Source organism: Kitasatospora sp. NPDC001119 (assembly GCF_053598475.1).
In genome coordinates this window covers 229,128-246,567 of record NZ_JBSFKI010000004.1, presented here as the reverse complement: position 1 = coordinate 246,567, position 17,440 = coordinate 229,128, and the positions used below count along the sequence as shown (strand labels likewise).

Sequence of the window (17,440 nt, the reverse complement as noted above, 5' to 3'; positions counted from 1 at the left end):
GCCACCGCCTGCCCCGCCGCCCTCGTCGTCGCCCCCCTCGGAAGGACCTTCCGCCATGGCCGACCGGCCTGCCCAGCCCGTGCGCCCGACCGCTCCGCCGCAGGCGCCGGCCGGTGGCACCACCGCACCGTCGGCGGCGCCCCGGACCCTGGACGCCCTGTTCGCCGCCCAGGCGGCCCGCACGCCGCACGCGCCCGCGCTGACCGACGGGCAGCGCAGCTGGACGTACCGCGACCTGGCCGACCGCGTCGAGCGGCTGGCCCGCGACCTGCGCCGGCGCGGCGCCGGGCCGGAGCGGACGGTGGCCCTGGTCCTGCCGCGCTCCATGGAGCTGGTCGCCGCCGAGCTGGCCGTCGTCCGGGCGGGCGCCGCCTTCCTGCCCGTCGACCCGGGCTACCCCGCCGAGCGGCGGGCGCTGATGCTCGCCGACGCCGCCCCCGCGCTCGTCCTGGACGACCCGGCCGCCGTCCGCGCGGCCCTGGAGACGGAGCGCCCCGAGGACCGGGACCGCACCGACCTCCCGGCCGCCGACGGCACCGACCACCCGGCGTACGTGATCTACACCTCGGGCTCCACCGGGACGCCCAAGGGCGTGGTCGTCACCCACCGGGGGATCGCGGGCTTCACGGCGGCGGCGATCGACAACTACGCGGTCGGGCCGGGGGACCGGGTGCTCCAGTTCTCCTCGCCCAGCTTCGACGCCTCCGTCCTGGAACTGTTCGTCTCCGTCCTCACCGGCGCCACCCTGGTGATCCCCCCGGACGGCCCCTGGCTCGGCGAGGAACTCGCCGCCGTCCTGGACGGGCAGCGCATCACCCACACCCTGATCCCGCCCGCCGCCCTGGCCACCGTCCCGGCCGGCGCGGGCCGCCACCTGCGCACCCTGATCGTCGGGGCCGAGGCCTGCTCCGCCGAGCTGGTCGACCGCTGGGCGCCCGGCCGGCGCATGGTCAACTCCTACGGCCCGACCGAGGCCACCATCGTCGCCACCTGGACCGGCCCGCTCACCGCCGGCACCGGCGCGCCCACCATCGGCGGCGCCCTGCCGCACGCCCGGGTGTACGTGCTCGACGAGGCCATGCGGCCCCAGCCGCCCGGCACCGACGGCGAGCTGTACCTCGGCGGCGAGGGCGTCGCCCGCGGCTACCTCGGCCGCCCCGGCCTGACCGCCGCCCGCTTCGTCGCCGACCCCTTCGGCCCGCCCGGCGCCCGGCTCTACCGCACCGGCGACCGGGCCCGGTTCACCGCCGACGGGGAGCTGGAGTTCCTCGGCCGGCTCGACCGGCAGGTCAAGGTCCGCGGCTTCCGGATCGAGCCGGGCGAGATCGAGGCCGCGCTGCGCGCCCACCCCGCCGTCGACCAGGCCGTCGTCGTGGTCCGCGAGGACGAACCGGGCCACACCCGGCTGGTCGGCTACGCCACGCCCGCCGACCCGGAACTGCCCCCGGACCCGGCCGCGCTGCGCACCGCCCTGGCCGCCGCGCTGCCCGCCCACCTGGTGCCCGCCGCCGTCGTCGTGCTGCCCGCCTTCCCGCTCACCCCGCAGCTCAAGATCGACCAGCGGGCGCTGCCCGCGCCCGCCCGGCAGGGCGCCGCCGGCGGGCTCGCCCCGCGCACCGAACGGGAGCGCGCCCTGGCCGCCGTCTGGGCCGAGGTCCTCGGCCTCGACGCGGTGGGAGCCGAGGACGACTTCTTCGACCTCGGCGGCGACTCCGTCCTCGCCGCCCGCACCCTGGCCCGGATCACCGAGCGCCTCGGCGTCCGGCTCACCCTGCGGGACATCTTCACCGCCCGCACCGTCGCCGCCCTCGCGCCGCTGCTCGACCGGCCGGCCGCCGCCGCGCCCACCGGGCCCGTCCCGCCCGCCCCGCGCGGGGAGCCGTTGCCGCTCTCCAGCGCCCAGCGCCGGCTCTGGTTCCTGGAGGACCTCGCCACCGGCGGCACCGGCAACCACACCGGCGTCGCCCTGCGGCTGCACGGCGACCTCGACGGGGAGGCCCTCGGCCGGGCCCTGCGGCGGCTCACCGCCCGGCACGACGCGCTGCGCACCACCGTCACCGCCGTCGACGGGCGGCTCGAGCAGCACGTCGCCGAGCGGGCCGACCTGCCGCTGCGCACCGAGGACCTCGGCGCCCTGCCAGCCGGCGAGCGCGCCGAAGCGGCCGACCGCCTGCTCGCCGAGGAGCTGGAGCGGCCCTACGACCTGGCGCGGGGCCCGCTCAGCCGGGCGCTGCTGGTCCGGCTCGCCGCCGACGAGCACCTGCTGCTGCTGGCGCAGCACCACATCGTCACCGACGGCTGGTCGGTCGGCGTCCTCACCCGCGAACTGGCCGCCCTCCTGCGGGCGGAGGCCACCGGCGAACCCGACGGCCTGCCCGCCCCCGCCCTCCAGTACCCCGACTACGCCCACTGGGAGCAGCACCGCCCGGCCGACCACGCGTCCGACCTCGCCTACTGGAAGCGCGCCCTGGCCGGCCTGCCCACCCTGCGGCTGCCCACCGACCGCCCCCGGCCCGCCGAGCGCGCCGGCCGCGGCGCGGCGCACCGCCACCACCTCCCGGCCGAGCTGGTCGACCGGCTGCGCCACCTCGCCGCCGGCCGCGGCACCACCGTGTTCACCCTGTTCGCCGGGGCGTCCGCGCTTCTGCTCTCGCGCCACTCCGGCCAGCGGGACGTGGCCCTCGGCACCGTCGTCAACGGGCGGGAGCGGCGCGAGCTGGAGGAGGTGACCGGCTTCTTCGTCAATACCGTGGTGCTGCGCGGCGACGTGGACGAGCAGGCCACCGTCGACCGCTTCGTGGAGTCCATGCGCACCACTCTGCTGGACGCCTTCGCCCACGCCGAGGTGCCCTTCGACCGGGTGGTCGAGGAACTGGCCCCGCCCCGCGACCCCAGCCGCACCCCGCTGGTCCAGGTCGCCGTCGTCCAGCAGACCCCCGCCGCCCCGGCGCCCGCCGGCGGGCTGCGCTTCACCGACCACCCGCTGCCCCGCCCGGCCGCCCGCTTCGACCTGGTGCTGGAGTTCACCCCCGACGAGGCCGACGGCGGCTGCACGCTGACGGTCGAGTACGACACCGACCTGTTCGACCGGCGGACGGTGACCGCGCTGGCCGGCCACCTGCACCGGCTGCTGGCCGGGATGGCGGACGGGCCGCGGCGCACCCTCGCCGAGCTGCCGATGATCCCCGAGGAGGAGCAGCGCGCGCTGCTCGCCTCCCGGAAGCCGCCGCGGGAGCTCCCGGGCACCGACCCGGCCCGGCCGTCCGGATGGAGCCGGGTCCACGTGCTCGACCGCGCGCGGCGCCCCCAACCCGTCGGGGTGCCCGGCGAGTTGTACCTCGCGGGCTACCTCCCGGAGCAGCCGGACGAGCGGCTCGTCCCCGACCCGTACGGCGCGCCGGGGGAGGCGATGTACGGCACCGGCGAGCTGGTGCGGTGGACCGCCGACGGCGGGCTGGAGCACCTCGGCCGGGTCGAGGAGCGGGCGAAGCCCCGCGGCGGGGAGACCGACCCGGCCCCCGCCCCCGCCGCGGCCGCCCCCCGCCACGTCGCCCCCCGGACCCCCGCCGAACGCGCGCTGGCCGGCATCTGGGCCGAGGTGCTGCGGCTGGAGCGGGTCGGCGCCGACGACAACTTCTTCGACCTCGGCGGCGACTCCATCCTCGGCATCCAGGTGGTGGCCCGCTCCCGGCAGGCCGGGCTGGCGGTGACCTCCCGGGACCTCTACCGCCACCAGACGGTCGCCGCGCTCGCCCTGGCCGCGGAGGACGCCGAGGCGCCCGCCGCGCCCGCGCCGGTGGCCGCCACCGGGGAGGCCGCGTTGACCCCGATCCAGCGCTGGTGGTTCGAACGGGCCGCCGGCCGGGCCGGCCACTTCGCCCAGGCCGTCTCCCTGCTGCTGCCCGGCGACCTCGACCGGGCGGCCCTGGAGGAGGCCCTGAACGACCTGGTCGCCCACCACGACGCGCTGCGCTCCGCCTTCATGACTCCGGACGGCGCCGGCGCGGTGCGCTGGCGGATCCAGGAACCGACGGCCCGCGCCACCCTGGCCCGGCACACCGGCCCCGACCAGGACACCCCGCACTTCGGCCCGTACGACCTGGCCGGCGGCGCCCCGCTGCTGCGGGCCGTCCTGCACGAGCGCGCCGGAGGCCGGCCCCCGGTCCTCCACCTGGCCGTCCACCACCTGGTGGTCGACGGGGTCTCCTGGCGGGTCCTGCTGGAGGACCTCGACACCGCGTACCGGGCCCGCCGCGAGGGCCGGGACGGCGCGGCCGCCCTCCCGGCGAAGTCCTCGCCGCTGCGGCAGTGGGCCGAGCGGCTGAGCGCCTTCGCCGCCGCGGGCGGCTTCGAGGACGAGTCCGCGTACTGGGCCGGGGCCGTGCCCGGGCAGTCCGACGAAGAGCTCGGGAAGCCCGCCGCCGAGCCGTTCCCCGCCGAGCTCGACGGCCCCGACAGCTACGCCACCGAACGCTCCGTCACCGTCCGGCTGAGCCCCGCCGACACCGCCGCCCTGCTGCGCACCCTGCCCGACACCTACCGCACCCAGGCCAACGACGTGCTGCTGAGCGCGCTGGGCCGGGCGCTGTGCGGGGCGAGCGGGCTGGAGCGGGTCGTGGTGGACGTCGAGGGCCACGGGCGCGAGGAGCTGTTCGCCGACCTCGACCTCGGCCGTACGGTCGGCTGGTTCACCACCCGCCACCCCGTCGCCCTGGCCGTCCCCGCCGGGGCCGGCTGGGACGCCGTCCTCAAGCAGGTCAAGGAGCAGCTGCGCGCCGTCCCCCGGCGCGGCCTCGGCTTCGAGGCGCTGCGCCACCTCGGCCGCCCCGGTACGGCGCCCGAGGTGCCGGCCGCCCGGATCAGCTTCAACTACCTGGGCCGCATCGCCCTGCCGGACGACCCGGACGGGCTGTTCCGCGGCACCTTCCGGCCGCTGGAGCTGGACGCCGATCCGGCGGTCGAGCGCCCCCACCCGCTGGAGGTGGTCGGCCGACTGGACGGCGACGCGCTGGAGTTCACCTGGTTCCACTCCGCCGCCGTCCACGGCTCCGCCACCGTCGAGGCACTGGCCCGGCGCTTCGCCGAGGAGCTGGCCGACCTCGCCCGCCACGCGACCACCCCCGGCGCCGCCGGGCGCACCCCGTCCGACTTCCCGCTGGCCCGGCTCGACCAGCCGGCGGTGGACCTGATCACCGGCGCCGACCCGGGCGCGGTGGAGGACGTCCTGCCGCTCACCCCGACCCAGTCCGGCATGCTCTTCCACGGCCTCGCCGAGGAGGACAGCGGCGCCTACTTCCAGCAGCTGGACTTCGTCCTCGACGGGGTGCCCGACCCGGCCCGCCTCGCCGAGGCCTGGCAGTGGGTCACCGACCGCACCGCGGTGCTGCGCGCCCACGTCCGCTGGCAGGAGGTGCCCGAGCCGCTGCTGGTGGTGCACCGCCGGGTGGCCGTGCCGGTCAGCCACCTGGACTGGCGCGCGCTGCCCGAGGAGGAGCGCCGCACCCGGCTGGCCGAACTGCTGGACCGCGACCGGGCCCGCGGCCTCGACCTCGCCCGGGCCCCGCTCCAGCGGCTGCTGCTGATCCGCCTCTCGGACAGCCGGGTGCGGGTGCTCTGGTCGTTCCACCACCTGGTGCTGGACGGCTGGAGCCTGTTCCAGGTGCTCTCGGACGTCTTCGCGGTGCACGCCGCCCTGGCCTCGGGGCCTGAGGTCCCGTACGGCACCGTGCCGGAGCGCCGGCCCTACCGCGACTACCTGGCCTGGCTGGGCGGGCGCGACCACGCCGAGGCCGAACGGCACTGGCGCACCCGCCTCGCCGGGCTGGTGGAGGCGACGCCGCTGCCGTACGACCGCGAGCCGGTGCAGAGCCACCGCGCGGAGTCCACCCGGGCCGTGCCGTTCACCCTGCCCGCCGCCGCGACCAGGGCGCTGGAGGACCTCGCGCGCGGCTCCGGGCTGACCCTCAACACCCTGGTCCAGGGCGCCTGGGCGGTGCTGCTGGGCCGTCAGGCCGGGCGGGCCGAGGTGGTGTACGGCACCACCTCCTCCGGGCGGCCGCCCGAGCTGCCCGGCGTCGAGTCGATGACCGGCCTGTTCATCACCACCCTGCCGACCCGCACCATGGTGCCCGCCGAGGGCACCCTGCTGGACTGGCTCCAGGCCCTCCAGCGGGAGCAGAGCGAGGACCGGCGGTACGGCTTCGTCCCGCTCACCCGGATGCGGGCCGGCACCGGACTGTCCGAGCAGACCGGCCTGTTCGACAGCCTGGTGGTCTTCGAGAACTACCCGGTCGACGAGGACGCGGCCGACGCCCACGGCCTGCGGCTGCGCGACCTGGACGGCATCGAGACCACCAACTACCCGCTCGCCCTGCTCGCCTACCCCGGCCCGGAGCTGTCCCTGCGGCTCTGCTACGACCCGCGGCTGTTCGACGAGTCCACCGTGCGGCGGCTGGCCGGCCGGCTCACCGCCGCGCTGACCGGCCTGCCCGCCGGCGCCCACCGCCCGCCCGCGCGGCTGCCGCTGCTGACCGCCGAGGAGCGGCACCGCGTCCTGGTCGACTGGAACGCCACCGCCGTCGAGCAGCCCGCGGCCGACATCGCCGAGCTGTTCGCCGAGCAGGTGCTCCGCACCCCCGGGGCGGTCGCCCTGGAGGCTGGCGACGAGCGCCTGACCTACCGCGAACTGGACGCCCGGGCCGCCGAGTTGGCCGGGCACCTGGCCGCGCACGCGGTCCGGGTGGAGCAGCCGGTCGGGGTGCTGATGGAGCGCTCCGTCGAGCTGGTCGTCGCCCAGCTGGCGCTGGTCCGCACCGGCGGCGTCTTCGTGCCGCTGGACGGCCGGGCGCCGCGCGAGCGGCTGCACCGGATGCTGGCCGAGGCGGGCGCCGAGCTGCTGCTCACCGACGCCCGCTGGGCGGACACCGCCGCCGAGCTGCGCCCCGCCGAGCGGGTGCTGCGCGTCGACCGGTCGGACCGCACCGGGGCGCCGGCCGCGTCCCCGGCGGCCGTCCACCCCGACAACGTCCAGTACCTGATGTTCACCTCGGGCTCCACCGGCACCCCCAAGGGCGTCGCGGTGCGCCGCCGGGACGTCGCCGCGCTCGCCCTGGACCGCGCCTTCACCGGCCACGACCGGGTGCTGGTGCACTCCCCGCACGCCTTCGACGCCGCCACCTACGAGCTGTGGGTGCCGCTGCTGCGCGGCGCCACCGCCGTCCTCGCCCCTCCGGAGGACCTGGACGCCGCCGCCGTCCGGCACGCCGTCACCGAGCAGGGGGTGACCTGCCTGTGGCTGACGGCCGGGCTGTTCCGGCTGCTCGCCCAGGAGGACCCGGGCTGCCTGCGCGGCGTCCGCGAGGTGTGGACCGGCGGCGAGGCGGTGCCCGGCGCCGCCGTCCGCAAGGTCCTGGCGGCCTGCCCCGGCCTCACCGTGGTCGACGGCTACGGGCCGACCGAGACCACCACCTTCGCCACCCGCCGGGCCTTCCGCCACGGCGACGAACTGCCCGCCACGCTGCCGATCGGCCGCCCGCTGGACAACACCCGGGCGTACGTCCTGGACGGCGCGCTCCAGCCCCAACCGCCGGGCATCACCGGTGAGTTGTACATCGCCGGGGCCGGGCTCGCACGCGGCTACGCGGGCCGCCCCGGCGAGACCGCCGCCCGCTACCTCGCCGACCCCTTCGGCCCGCCCGGCGCCCGGATGTACCGCACCGGCGACACCGTCCGGTGGAGCGCGGACGGCGAACTGCACTTCGTCGGCCGCGCCGACGACCAGATCAAGATCCGCGGCTTCCGGATCGAACCCGCCGAGATCGAGGCCCGGCTCACCGCCCACCCGGCCGTCGCCGAAGCCGTGGTCTCGCTCCACCAGGACGCCGGACGCAAGCGCCTCGCCGCCCACCTGGTGCCGGCCGAGGGCGCCGAGCCGCCCGGCGCCGCCGAGCTGCGCGCCCACCTGGCCGCCGACCTGCCCGACTACATGCTGCCCGCGGCCTTCGTCACGCTGCCCGAACTCCCGCTCACCGCCAACGGCAAGGTGGACCGCCGCCGGCTGCCCGCCCCCGACTGGGCGGCGGCGGGCGGAGACCGCCCCCACCGCGCCCCCGGCACCGACCGCGAGCGCCTGCTCGCCGCGATCTGGGCCGAGCTGCTCGAGGTCGAACGGGTCGGGCTGGACGACGACTTCTTCCTGCTCGGCGGCGACTCCATCCTGAGCATCCAGGTGGTCTCCCGGGCCCGCGCCGCCGGCCTCGCGCTCTCCCCGCGCGACCTGTTCCGGCACCCCACCGTCGCCGCCCTGGCCGCAGCGGCCGGCAGCGCCGTCACCGTCGCCGGCACCGAACCGGTCGGCGGCGAGGTCGGCCTGACGCCGATCCAGCGCTGGTTCCTCGACCCGAACCCGCCGTACGCCCACCACTTCGACCAGTCCCTGGTGGTGGAGGCCCCCGGCGCCGTCGACCCCCGGGCCCTGCGCCGCGCCCTGGCCGCCCTCTGGGCCCACCACGACGCGCTGCGCTCCCGCTTCACCCGCGCCGAGGACGGCACCTGGCGGCAGCACTGCGCCCCCGCCGAGGAGGCCGCGCCCGAGCTGCTGGAGGTCCACGGCCACGGCACCGAGGAGGCGGTGACCGCGGCCGCCCACGCCTCCTTCCGGCCGGCCGACGGCCCGCTGCTCACCGCCCGGCTGTTCCAGGGCGACGGCGCCCGGCCCGACCGGCTGCTGCTGGCCGTCCACCACCTGGTGGTCGACGGCGTCTCCTGGCGGGTGCTGCTGGAGGACCTGGAGACCGCCTACCGGCAGGCCGTCGAGGGCCGCCCGCTGCGGCTGCCCGCCCGCACCAGCTCCGTCCGGGAGTGGGCCCGCCGCCTGGCCGCGCACACCGCGGCCGGCGGCTTCGACGGGCAGCGCGACCACTGGGCGGCCGCCGCCCGGGCCTGCGCCACCCCGCTGCCGGTGGACGGCGACGGTACCAACACCGCCGCCGACCTGCGCGAGGTGACCGTCCGGCTGGACCGCGACCGCACCGACGCCCTGCTGCGGCAGGTCCCCGCGGTCTACCGCACCCGGATCGACGACGTGCTGCTCACCGCGCTCGGCCGGGTGCTCGCCGACTGGACCGGGCGCGGCACCGTCGCCGTCGGCCTGGAGGGCCACGGCCGCGAGGACCGGCTGTTCGACGGCCTCGACCTGTCCCGCACGGTCGGCTGGTTCACCTCGCTCTTCCCCGTCGCCCTCGACGTCCCGGCGGGGGACTGGGGCACCGCCCTGAAGGCCGTCAAGGAGCAACTGCGGGCGGTGCCCGACCGCGGCCTCGGGTGCGGCGCGCTGCGCCACCTCGCCCGGGACGCGGCGCTCGCCGACGCGCCCGCCCCCGGCATCGCCTTCAACTACCTGGGCCGCTTCGACTGGTCCGCCGACGGCGCCGCCCTGGTCCGCGCCGTCCCCGGCGGCCTCGGCGGCGCGGAGGCGCCCGGCACCGAGCGCCCCCACCTGCTGGACGTGGTCGCCCGGGTCGAGGACGGCGAGCTGGAGATCGGCTGGTACTACAGCGCCGGCCGGCACCGCGCCGACACCGTCACCGGGCTCGCCCACGCCATGCTGGGCGCCCTGGAGGAGATCGTCGCCCACTGCGCCGAGCCCGGCGCGGGCGGCCGCACCCCCGCCGACTTCCCGCTCGCCCGGCTCGACCAGGCGGCCGTGGACCGGATCGCCGGGGACGGCCGAGCCGTCGCCGACGTCTACCCGCTGACCCCGATGCAGGCCGGGATGCTCTTCCACAGCCTGCTCGACCCGGACGGCGACACCTACGTCAACCAGGTCCAGCTGGTGCTGGACGGGGTCACCGACCCGCACGCGCTGGCCGAGGCCTGGCAGCGGACCGCCGACGCCAACGCGATCCTGCGCACCCGGCTCAGCTGGCAGGACGGCGCCGAACCGCTCCAGGTCGTCCAGCACCGGGCCGCCGTCCCGGTCGCCCACCACGACTGGACCGGCCGCCCCGCCGAACAGGTCGAGCGGGACACCGCCCGGCTGCTCGCCGAGGACCGGGCGGCCGGCATCGACCTCGGCGGCGCGCCGCTGCTGCGCCTCGCCCTGATCCGGCTGACGCCGACCCGGGTCCGGGTGGTGTGGACCTTCCACCACGTGCTGCTCGACGGCTGGAGCGCCGCCCAGGTCTTCGACGAGGTGTGCGAGCGCTACGCCGCCCTGACCGCCGGACGCGCCCCCGCTCCGGCCGAACGGGCGCCCTACGCCGACTACCTGCGCTGGCTGGCCGGCCAGGACGGGGCGGAGGCCGAGCGGTACTGGCGCGACACCCTGGCCGGCTTCCCCGCCCCCACCGAACTGCCCCGGGACCGCCGCCCGGCCGGCGCCCACCGCGCCTCCTCCTCGGCCTCGGTGCGGGTCGCCCTCGGCGCCGAGCTGTCCGAGCGGCTGCGCGACACCGCCCGGCAGGCCGGGCTGACCGTCAACACCGTGCTCCAGGGCGCCTGGGCGCTGCTGCTCTCCCGCTACGGCGGCGGGGACGACGTGGTGTTCGGCACCATCGTCTCCGGCCGGCCCGCCGAACTCCCCGGCGTCACCTCGATGGTGGGGCTGTTCATCAACGCCCTGCCGACCCGGGTGCGGATCGACCCCCGGCGCCCGCTGCGGGAACTGCTGCGGGAGGTCCAGGACCACCAGTCCGAGGCCCGCCGGCACGACGCCGTCTCGCTGGCCCAGCTCCAGGGCTGGAGCGAACTGCCCGGCGGCACCGCCCTGTTCGACAGCCTGGTGGTCTTCGAGAACTACCCCTTCGACGCCCAGTCGCTGACCCGGCACGGCCTCGGCGTGGAGACCGAGCAGGTGCTGGAGCCGACCAGCTACCCGCTCAGCGTGGTGGTCGCGCCCGGCGAGTCCATCGAGGTCGGCCTGGACCACGACCCGGCCCTCTTCGACACCGCCACCGTCGAGGGGCTCGGCGCGGGCCTGCGCACCCTGCTCGCCGGAATGGCGGCCGGCCTCGACCGGCCGGTGGGCGAACTGCCGCTGCTGGACCCGGCCGAGGGGCGCGCACTGGTGGCACGCCTCGGCGGGGCGTTCACCGAGGCACCGGACGGCATCCTGCCCGAGGCCTTCGCCCGGCAGGCCGCCCGCACCCCCGACGCCCCGGCGGTCCGCTCCGGCGACGAGCAGCTGACCTACCGGGAGCTCGACGAGCGCTCCAACCGGCTGGCCCGGCTGCTGATCGCGGCCGGGGCCGGCCCCGAGCGCTTCGTCGCGCTCGCGCTGCCCCGCACCGTCGAACTCGCCGTGGCACTGCTCGCGGTGCTCAAGAGCGGCGCCGCCTACCTGCCCGTCGACCCCGGCTACCCGGCCGAGCGGATCGCCTACCTCTTCGAGGACGTCCGGCCCGACGCCGTCGTCACCGGCACGGCGACCGCCGACCGGCTGCCCGACGGCCCGTCCACCCGGATCGTGCTGGACGACCCGGCCTGCCGCGAGCGCCTGGCCGCCGCCCGCGCCGACGCCGTCCGCGACGAGGAGCGGCACGGCGCCCTGCGGCCGGAGCACCCCGCGTACGTCATCCACACCTCCGGCTCGACCGGCCGCCCCAAGGGCGTCGTGGTCGCCCACAGCTCGGTGCTCGCCCTGACCGACTGGGCCGCCGCCGAGTTCGCCGACGGCGGCCTGGCCCACGTGCTCGCCGCCACCTCGCTCAACTTCGACGTGTCGGTGTTCGAGATCTTCGCGCCGCTGCTCTCCGGCGGCCGCGTGGAACTCCTGCGCGACCTGCTGGCGCTGGCCGAGCGCCCCGGCCCCTGGCGGGCCGGCCTGCTCAGCGCGGTGCCCTCGGCCCTCGGCGGACTGCTCGCCGACGGCGCCGTGCACCTCGCGGCGGACACCGTGGTGCTGGCCGGCGAGGCACTGCCCGCCCGCACCGTCCGGCAGGTCCGCGAGGCCGTCCCCGGCTGCCGGGTGCTGAACGTCTACGGCCCCACCGAGGCCACCGTCTACGCCACCGCCCACACCTGCGACCCCGCCGACCCGGACCGCGACCCGCCGATCGGCCGCCCGGTCGGCGGCGCCCGGGCCTACGTCCTGGACGAGCGGCTGCGCCCGGTGCCCGTCGGCGCTCCCGGGGAGCTGTACCTGGCCGGAACCGGCGTGGCCCGCGGCTACCTGCGCCGCCCCGGCCTGACCGCCGCCCGCTTCCTGCCCGACCCGTACGGCCCGCCCGGCGCGCGGATGTACCGCACCGGCGACCGGGTGCGCTGGAGCGCCGACGGCGGCCTCGACTACCTCGGCCGCGCCGACGACCAGGTCAAGGTGCGCGGCTTCCGGATCGAACTCGGCGAGGTCGAGGCCGCGCTGGCCCGCCACCCCCGGGTGTCGGCGGCCGCCGCCCGGGTGGTCGACCAGGACGGCCACAAGCGGCTGGTGGGCTACGCGGTGCCGCGCGACGGCGCCCTGCCCGACCAGGCCGAGTGGCGGGCCTTCCTCGGCGACACCCTCCCCGGCCACCTGGTGCCCGCCCTGGTGGTGCCGCTGGAGCGGCTGCCGCTCGGCGCCACCGGCAAGCTGGACCGGCGCGCCCTGCCCGAGCCGGTGTGGGCCGCGCCCGCGACGGAGGCCGGCCGGCTCCCGCGCACCGACACCGAGCGCGCCCTCGCCGCCATCTGGCGCGAGGTGCTCGGGGTGCCCGAGGTCAGCGCGGACGACAACTACTTCGCCCTCGGCGGGGACTCCATCCTCGGCATCCAGATCGTCTCGGCGGCCCGCCGGGACGGCCTCGCGCTGACCCCCCGGCACCTGTTCGCCCACCAGACCCTGGCCGAACTCGCCCGCGCCGCCGAACGCTCACCGCGCCCCGAGCCCGCCGCCGACCAGGGCGCGGTGGTCGGCGAGGCCCCGCTCACCCCCGTCCAGCACTGGCTGCTGGACACCCTGGACGGCGACCCGGCCCGGCTCACCCAGTCCGTCTCCTTCACCCTCGCCCCGGACACCGACGAGGAAACCCTGCGGGCCGCGCTGGCCGCCGTCCTGGACCACCACGACGCGCTGCGGCTGCGCTACGAGCCGCTCGCCGACGGCCGGTGGCGCCAGCACGGCACCGCCCCCGGCCAGGCCCCCGAACTGCGCCCGCACGAGCTGCCCGCCGCCGAGGGGGAGCAGCGCGCGACCGTCCTGCGGGACCTCGGCGAGCGGCTGGCCGAGGGCTTCGACCTGGCCGCCGGACCGCTGCTGCGGGCCGCGCTCTGCCGCTTCGCCGAAGACCCCCGCCCGGTGCTGCTGCTGGCCGCGCACCACCTGGTGGTGGACGCGGTGTCCTGGCGGATCCTGCTGGAGGACCTGGAGCGCGCCCACAACGCGCTGAGCGCGGGCGAGCGGCCCGACCTCGGCGCCAAGAGCACCTCCTTCCGGGCCTGGGCCGAACGGCTCGCCGCGCACACCGCGGCCGGCGGCTTCGACGCGGAACTCCCGTACTGGCAGGGCCTGGTGGACGGTGACCTGCCGGTGGACCTGGACGGCGCCAATACCGCGGAGAGCGAGGAGTCGCTGACCTTCGCCCTGGACGCCGAGTCCACCCGCCGGCTGCTCCAGGACGTCCCGGAGGCCTACCGCACCCGGGTCAACGACGCCCTGCTCTGCGCCCTCGGCCGGGTGCTGGCCCGCTGGACCGGACAGGACAAGGTGCTGGTCGCCCTGGAGGGCCACGGCCGCGAGGAGCCCTTCGACGGCGTCGACCTCTCCCGCACCGTCGGCTGGTTCACCACGATGTACCCCGTCGCCCTGGACGTGCCCCCGGACGCCGACCCCGGCACCGCCCTGAAGGCCGTCAAGGAGAGCCTGCGCGCCGTCCCCGGCGGCGGCCTCGGCCACGGCGCCCTGCGCCACCTCAAGCCGGTGCCGGGCCTGGCGCTGCCGCGGATCGGCTTCAACTACCTGGGCCGGCAGGACTGGACCGCCACCCCCGGCGGCCTGCTGCACGCCCCGGCCGGCCCGCTCACCGGCGGCATGGACCGCACCGCCCGCCGCCCCCACCTGCTGGACGTGCTCGGCCTGGTCGCCGAGGGCCGGCTCTCCTTCACCTGGTCCTACTCCCGCGCGGTGCACCACAGCGGCACGGTCGCCCGGCTGGCCGCCGAACTGCTGGACGAGCTGCGGGAGCTCGTCCGCCACTGCGCCGAACCCGGCGCCGGCGGCCGCACCCCCTCCGACTTCCCGCTGGCCGGCCTCGACCAGGCCGGCGTCGACCGGCTGGCCGGCACCGGACGGGAGGTGACGGAGATCCAGCCGCTCACCCCCACCCAGACCGGCATGGTGGTGCACGGCCTGGACGAGGCCGAACACGGCCTCTACGTCGAGCAGATCACCTTCGTCCTGGACGGCGCCCGCGACCCGGGCCTGCTGGCCGCCGCCTGGCAGCACGTCGTCGACCGCACCCCGGTGCTGCGCACCTCGGTGGCGCTGCGCGACGTGCCGGTGCCGCTCCAGGTGGTCCACCGCCAGGCGCAACTGCCGGTCGCCGAGCACGACTGGAGCGAGCTGGGCGAGGCCGAGCGCGCGGCCCGGCTGGAGGAACTGCTCGCCGAGCAGCGGGCCCGCCCGCTGGTGCTGGACCGGCCCCCGCTGCTGCGGCTCGACCTGGTCCGGCTCGGCCCGGAGCAGGTCCGGGTGGTCTGGGCCTTCCACCACGTGCTGCTGGACGGCTGGAGCGTCTTCCACGTCCTCGCCGACGTGCTGGCCGCCCACGCCGCCCTCGCCCGGGGTGAGCGCCCCGAGCTGCCCGAGCGCCGCCCCTTCGCCGAGTACGTCCGCTGGCTCGCCGCCCGCGACACCGGTGCCGCCGTCGAGCACTGGCGCGGCGTGCTGGGCGACCTCGCCGCCCCCACCCCGCTGCCCTACGACCGCCGCCCCGCCCAGGGCGACACCGCCCGCTCCGGCGACTGGCTCTCGCACCGGCTGGACGAGGCCGCGACCGCGCGGCTCCAGGAGTTCGCCCGCCGCCACCGCCTCACCCTCAACACCGTGGTGCAGGGCGCCTGGGCGCTGCTGCTGTCGCGCTGGAGCGGGGAGCAGCGGGTCTGCTTCGGCACCACCGTCTCCGGCCGGCCCGCCGACCTGGCCGGCTCCGACGGCATCGTCGGCCTGTTCATCACCACCCTGCCCGCCCGGGTCGCCGTCGACGGCCGGCAGCCCTGCGCCGACTGGCTGCGCACCCTCCAGGAGGAACAGGCTGAGGACCGCCGCTTCGACCACCTGCCGCTGGCCAGGATGCACGGGCTGAGTCAGGTCCCGCCGGGCACCGAGCTGTTCGACAGCCTGGTGGTCTTCGAGAACTACCCGGTCGGCGACGCCACGGCCGGCGCGTACGGCCTGCTGGTACGCGACCTGGACGCCCGGGAGGCCACCAACTACCCGCTCACCGTGGTCGTCTCGCCCGGCGGGCGGCTCGCCGTGGAACTCGGCCACGACCCGCGCTTCCTCGACCGGCGGACCGCCGGGCGGCTCGCCGACCAGCTGCTGCACACCCTGAACGCGCTGGCCGCCTCGGACGGCGCCACCCCGCTGGACGGGCTCGACCTGCTGCCGCCCGGCGAACGGGAGCGGCTGCTGCACGGCCCCGCCCGCCCGGCGCTCGCCCCGGTGCCCCCGACGACCCTGCCCGCCCTGGTCGAGGCCGCCGCGGACCGGTGGCCGGAGGCCGTCGCGCTGAGCGCGGACGGCCTGGAGCTGACCTACGCCGAGGCCGAGGCGCACGCGAACCGCCTCGCCCACCGGCTGATCGCGCGCGGCGCCGGCCCCGGGGAGACCGTCGCCCTGCTGCTGCCCCGCTCGGCGGACACCGTGCTCGCCGAACTGGCGGTGGCGAAGACCGGCGCCGCCTTCCTCCCCGTCGACCCGCACTACCCCGAGGAGCGGATCGGGGCGATGCTGCGCGACGCGGCGCCCGCGCTGACCCTGGACGCCAAGGAGGTCGCCGAGCTGCTCGCCGCCGACCCCGACGGCGCCCCCGGCCACCGCCCCACCGACGCCGACCGCACCCGCCCGCTCGACCCGGACGACCCCGCCTACGTCATCTTCACCTCCGGTTCCACCGGCACCCCGAAGGGCGTCGTGGTCACCCACCGCGGCCTCGCCGCCTTCGCCGCCGCCGAGGCCGCCCACTACCAGGTGGCCCCGGGGGACCGGGTGCTGGCCTTCGCCACCCCCAGCTTCGACGCCTCCGTGCTCGAACTGTGCCTGGCCCTGCCGCACGGCGCCCGGCTGGTGGTGCCCGAGCCCGGACCGCTGCTCGGCGCCCACTTGGCCGGACTGCTCCGGGCGGAGCGGATCACCCACACCCTGCTGCCGCCCGCCGCCCTCGCCACCCTGCCGGCCGACACCCCCGGCAGCCTGCCCGCGCTGAAGACCCTGATCGTCGGCGCGGAGGCCTGCGGCCCCGACCTGGTCGCCCGCTGGGCCCCGCACCACCGGATGGTCAACTCCTACGGCCCCACCGAGGCCACCGTCGTCGCCACCTGGTCCGCGCCGCTCACCGCCGACGGCGCCGCCCCGCCGATCGGCCGCCCGCTGCCCGGCACCGGCGCGTACGTCCTGGACGCCCGGCTGCGGCCGGTGCCCGACGGCGTCCCCGGCGAACTGTGGCTGAGCGGACCGGCCCTGGCCCGCGGCTACCTCGGACGCCCCGGGCTGACCGCCGCCCGCTTCACCGCCGACCCGTACGGGCCGCCCGGCGGCCGGATGTACCGCACCGGCGACCTGGTGCGCCGCGACCGCCACGGCGAACTGCACTACCTGGGCCGCACCGACCACCAGCTCAAGCTGCGCGGCCACCGGATCGAGGCGGGCGAGGTGGAGGCCGTGCTGGCGCGCCACCCGGCCGTCCTGGACGCGGTGGTGAGCATCCGGGAGGACGAGCCCGGACTGCCCCGGCTGGTCGCCCACCTGCTGGCCGCCCCCGGCGCCGAACCGCCGACCGCCGCCGAACTGCGCGCCCTGGCCGCCCGCGCCCTGCCCGGCCCCATGGTCCCCACGGCCTTCGCGGTGCTGGAGCGCTTCCCGCTCACCGCGAGCGGCAAGACCGACCGCGCGGCCCTGCCCGCCCCCGACCCGGCCGAGGCCGAGCCGGCCGGACGGGTGGCCCCCCGCACCCCCACCGAGGAGGCGGTGGCGGAGATCTGGGCCGAGGCCCTGCGCACCGCCGTCGGCGCCACCGACGACTTCTTCCAGCTGGGCGGCGACTCCATGCGCGCCCTGCTGATCGCCTCCCGGGCCAACGACGCCTTCGGCGTCACGCTCACCCCCCGCGACGTACTGGTCTCCCGCACCGTGGCCGCCCTGGCCGACCTGGTGGAGGACCTGGTGCTCAGCGAACTCGAAGCCGCCGCGCTGGACGGCCCCGACGAACCCGCCGCCCCCGGCAGCCCCGACGATGACGAACGGTGA

Annotated in this window: 1 protein-coding gene; it reads left to right on the top strand. The window is 77.7% G+C overall.

Annotated elements, in window-relative coordinates; translation table 11 throughout:
- The first annotated feature begins 55 nt into the window (after nucleotides 1-55).
- Nucleotides 56-17,440 (top strand): non-ribosomal peptide synthase/polyketide synthase, encoded by a 17,385-nt coding sequence (locus ACWDD9_RS07015; protein ID WP_449811011.1) that lies wholly within the window; start codon nucleotides 56-58, stop codon nucleotides 17,438-17,440.

Coding starts and splice junctions, on each gene's coding strand:
- ACWDD9_RS07015 (WP_449811011.1), top strand. CDS start 56: ATGGCCGACCGGCCTGCCCAGCCCGTGCGCCCGACCGCTCCGCCGCAG.